The sequence below is a fragment of the Hyalangium sp. genome (assembly GCF_035629615.1).
In the GTDB taxonomy this organism is placed as follows: Bacteria; Myxococcota; Myxococcia; order Myxococcales; family Myxococcaceae; genus Hyalangium.
Genome location: NZ_DASPHO010000586.1, coordinates 1 through 4,111 on the forward strand (window position 1 = coordinate 1; position 4,111 = coordinate 4,111).

The 4,111-nt window shown below is 68.4% G+C and carries 3 protein-coding genes; 2 read left to right on the top strand and 1 reads right to left on the bottom strand.

From position 1 onward, the window contains the following. Nucleotides 1-343: 343 nt before the first annotated feature. Complete coding sequence (locus tag VD972_RS29565) at nucleotides 344-1,540, bottom strand: alpha-hydroxy acid oxidase (protein WP_324992110.1); 1,197 nt, start codon at nucleotides 1,538-1,540, stop codon at nucleotides 344-346. A 120-nt stretch (nucleotides 1,541-1,660) separates the two neighbouring features. Here VD972_RS29565 and VD972_RS29570 point away from each other — a divergent pair, with 120 nt between their 5' ends. Beyond that, nucleotides 1,661-2,212 carry a YceI family protein gene (locus VD972_RS29570; RefSeq protein WP_324992111.1) on the top strand — a complete coding sequence of 184 codons (552 nt, stop codon included), beginning with the start codon at nucleotides 1,661-1,663 and terminating at the stop codon, nucleotides 2,210-2,212. Nucleotides 2,213-2,360: 148 nt separating this feature from the next. Then, nucleotides 2,361-3,905: a pyridoxal phosphate-dependent decarboxylase family protein gene (locus tag VD972_RS29575; protein WP_324992112.1), complete on the top strand. Its 1,545-nt coding sequence runs from the start codon at nucleotides 2,361-2,363 to the stop codon at nucleotides 3,903-3,905. Nucleotides 3,906-4,111: the final 206 nt, after the last annotated feature.

The following is a 4,111-nucleotide window of genomic DNA, read 5'->3' on the forward strand; positions in this document are numbered from 1 at the left end:
GCGCCGTGAAGGTGCACCTGACCAGCGGGTGGAAGTCCCGCGCGAGGAGGAAGTCGACCTCCTGGTAGCTATCTGGCGGGGCCGTCGGGCGACCGGCGGACTCGAAGCCCAGAGACAGAAGGCCTCGAAAGGAGGTCGAGCAAGCTTGCAGGCCGCAACGTGAGTGAAGCCGGAACTGGGCGAGCGGACCACCGGGGTAGTGGGGCGCGGCATGTGAGCACACGGAGAGGTGCGCAACACGGGAGACCTGGCCCGAGCGGGGTAGCGACCCGAACACGCCCTTGGAGCATGGCGAAAGAGATTGCCCCGGTTCAGTGGCCCCTTCGTCGAATGAGCCGGCCACTCAGGCCGCGTTGTTGGCGGACATGAGCCGCATGCTCTTCTCGGGCGCTTGCGGTCGCGCCTCGCTCCGGAGGGAGCCGGGGCCAAGATCGGTCAGCCGGGGGCAGCCGATCAGGGCCAGGGTCCGGTCGATCTCCGCCCGGAGCAGATCCAGCATCAGCTCCACCCCGGCCTGCTCCCTGGCGGCCAGCCCGTACAGGAAGGGCCGCCCGATCATGCAGGCGCGTGCCCCGAGGGCAATGGCCTTGACCACATCAGAGCCGCGCCGGATGCCGCCATCCAGGATGAGCTCCGCGCGCCCCTCCACCGCCTCGGCGATCTCCGGCAGCAGATCGATCGCCGCCGGGAGGTGGTCGAGCTGCCGGCCGCCATGGTTCGAGACGATAAGGCCCTGCACGCCGTGCTGGAGGGCCAGCCGCGCATCCTCGGCGCAGGAGATCCCCTTGAGCAGCAGCGGCCCTGGCCAGAGCGAGCGGACCCACTCCAGGTCGGCCCAGGTCACGCTGGGATCGAACTGCTTGTTGGTGAAGGTCGCCACGGAGATGGCGTCCTCCTTCTCCACCTTCCCGGTGCCCACGAAGTTGCCGAACGTCGGGCGTGGCACCGTCAGCATCCGGAACACCCAGCCAAGGTGGAGCAGCGTGTCCAGCAGGTTGGAGATCGTCACGCGGGGAGGAACGGTGAAGCCGTTGCGGAGATCGCGCTCACGACGCCCCATGGCTGGCACGTCCACCGTCAGGCAGAGCGCGTGGTAGCCGGCCGCCTTGGCCCGCTCGATCAGGGAGCGGGTAATACCCCGGTCCTTCCAGACGTAGAGCTGGAACCAGAGCGAGGAGCCGGGCACCGCCGCGGCCACCTCTTCGATCGGGCACACCGACATGGTGCTCAACGTGAAGAGGGTGCCCTTCTTCTCCGCCGCCCGCGCGGCCAGGACTTCGCCTCGGGGCGCCAGCAGCCCTGCCAGCCCAGCGGGCCCGAGGATCACGGGCGTGGAGAGCGGCTTGCCCAGGAGCGTGGTCGACTGGTCGCACGCACTCACGTCGACAAGCGCCCGCGCGCGGAAGGTGTACTTCTCGAAGGCCAGCCGGTTGGCCCGCAGCGTGTGCTCGTCTTCGGCCCCTCCATCCACGAAGTCGAAGATGGCTCGAGGGAGCCGTCGGCGCGCGTGGTCGCGCAAGTCCTCAAGGTTGACGATCACGGCGATGGCCTCTCAGGGAATAGCCCGCACCATCATACAGGCGAGACGGACTTGAAGTGCTCACGGGAAAAGCCATACCTTGCGCCCCCACCATTAACCCCCTAGCCAGGAGTTCAAGGAATGACTGTCGAGAGTTGGGAGATCGATCCGGCCCACACGGAGGTTGGCTTCACCGCGCGGCACATGGTTGTCGCCAAGGTGCGTGGCCAGTTCTCACGCTTCTCAGGCCGGGTGTCGCTGAACAAGACGGATGACACCCCCGTGTCCGCGGAGGTGAAGATCGAGACGGCCAGCATCGACACCAACATGAAGGACCGCGACAACCACCTGCGCAGCCCGGACTTCTTTGATGCGGACAATCACCCGGCCATCACCTTCCGCAGCAAGAAGGTCGAGAGCGCGGGCAAGAATCGCTACAAGGTGGTAGGGGACCTCACCATCCGCGGGACGACCCGCGAGGTGACGCTCGATACCGAGTACCTCGGCCACACGAAGGATCCGTTCGGTACGGAGCGAGTCGCCTTCAGCGCGAGCACGAGCATCGACCGCAAGGACTTCGGGCTCGTCTGGAACAAGATCACCGAGACGGGAGGCGTGCTGGTGAGCGATCGCATCGACATCCACCTGGAGGTGACGGGCTTCAATCCGTCTGCCCAGGTGCAGGCCGCCTGATCCAGCACGCAGCACGGGGGCCGTGCCTCTCTCGGCGGATCCCCGCTCCAGCATCAGACAGTGCGAGACGGGCGCGGACCTCTGCATGTCCGCGCCCGTCTTCATTCGGGCGCCGAGCGCACCCGTGCCAGTGATATGAGGAACCGCCATGCACGACGAAACCCCTCCACCGCGCCTCGGTGACATGAGCCCCGCCGAGTTCCGCCGCCATGGGCATCACCTCATTGACTGGATCGCCGACTACTTCGAGCACCCGGAGCGCTACCCGATCATGTCGCGCAGCAAGCCCGGGGACATCAAGCAGCAGCTCCCGAGCGCTCCCCCCACCGCGCCGGAGCCGTTCGAGGCCATCTTCAAGGACTTCGAGCAGCACATCCTCCCGGGGGTGACGCACTGGAACCACCCGGGCTTCTTCGGTTACTTCAGCCTGACAGGCTCCAGCCCCGGCATCCTGGGCGAGCTGCTGATGTCGGCGCTCAACGTGACGGCCATGGTCTGGCGCACCTCGCCGGCGGCGACCGAACTGGAGGAGGTGGTCGTTGACTGGGTCCGACAGATGATGGGGCTGCCGGCTGAGTTCCGGGGGATGCTCGTGGACACCGCCTCCATCGCCAGCATGACGGCCTTTGCCGGCGCGCGCGAGCGGGCGGGGCTGAGCATCCGCGAGAAGGGCATGGCCGGGCGCGCCGAGCTGCCACGGCTGCGCGTCTACATCTCGGAGCAGGCCCACTCCTCGCTGGACAAGGCCGCGCTCACCGTGGGCATCGGGCAGGAGGGGATCCGCAAGATCCCGGTGGACGAGCGCTTCAGCATGCGCGCCGGGGAGCTCGAGCGCGCCATCCAGGAGGATCTCGCCGCGGGCTGGCGTCCCCTCTGTGTCGTGCCCACCATCGGGACGACGTCGAGCGCCAGCATTGATCCGGTCCCCGAGGTGGCGGAGATCTGCCGGCGGCACGGCATCTGGATGCATGTGGATGCCGCCCAGGGAGGCGCCGCGGCCATCGCCCCCGAGCTGCGCCCCCTGCTGGCGGGCTGGGAGCACGGCGACTCCATCGTGGTGAACCTCCACAAGTGGATGTTCGTGCCCATGGACTGCACGGTGCTGTTCGTGCGCGAGCCGCGCGTCCTCAAACAGGCCTTCAGCCTCGTCCCCGCCTACCTCGAGAGCGCCACGACGCGCTCGGACGAGATCACCAACTACATGGACTGGAGCCTGCAGCTCGGCCGCCGCTTCCGCGCCCTCAAGCTGTGGATGGTGCTGCGCTCCTTCGGCCAGGAGACGCTGGCCGCCCATATCCGGAACCATATCGCCATGGCCGGGGAGCTCGCGGCGCGGATCCAGGCCGAGCCCGACTTCGAGCTCCTGGCCCCCCGCTCCTTCAGCACCCTCTGCCTCCGCGCGCGCCCGCGCGATCTGGAGCCCCTGCTACGGCAGGGCCCCCCCGAGGAGAAGGGGAAGGTCGAGGCCTACCTGAACGAGCTCAACGAGGCGACCCTGGAGGCCGTCAACGCCACCGGCCGCGTCCTGCTGTCGCAGACGAAGCTGAACGGCCGCTTCACCCTCCGGATCTCCATCGGCAACATGCGCACCACGGAGGCCTACGCCCAGGAGGCCTGGGAGCTGGTGCGCAAGCACGCGCAGAGCCTCGACGCCCGGCGGCGCGAGACGGGCCGCCTGAGCCTGCGAGGCTGAAGGGGCGCCATCAGGCCCGAGCGCCACCGCGGCTCCGCCGGGCGCTCGGGCTGGGGAGGGGACTCAGCGCAGCCGCTTGACGGCACGGGCCAGCCGGGTGATGCCCTCTTCGATCTGCTCGGGGTTGAGGTTCGAGAAGCTCAGGCGCATGCAGTTGCGGCCCAGGGAGGGGTCGCCACCGCACCGGAACTCGGAGCCGGGCACGA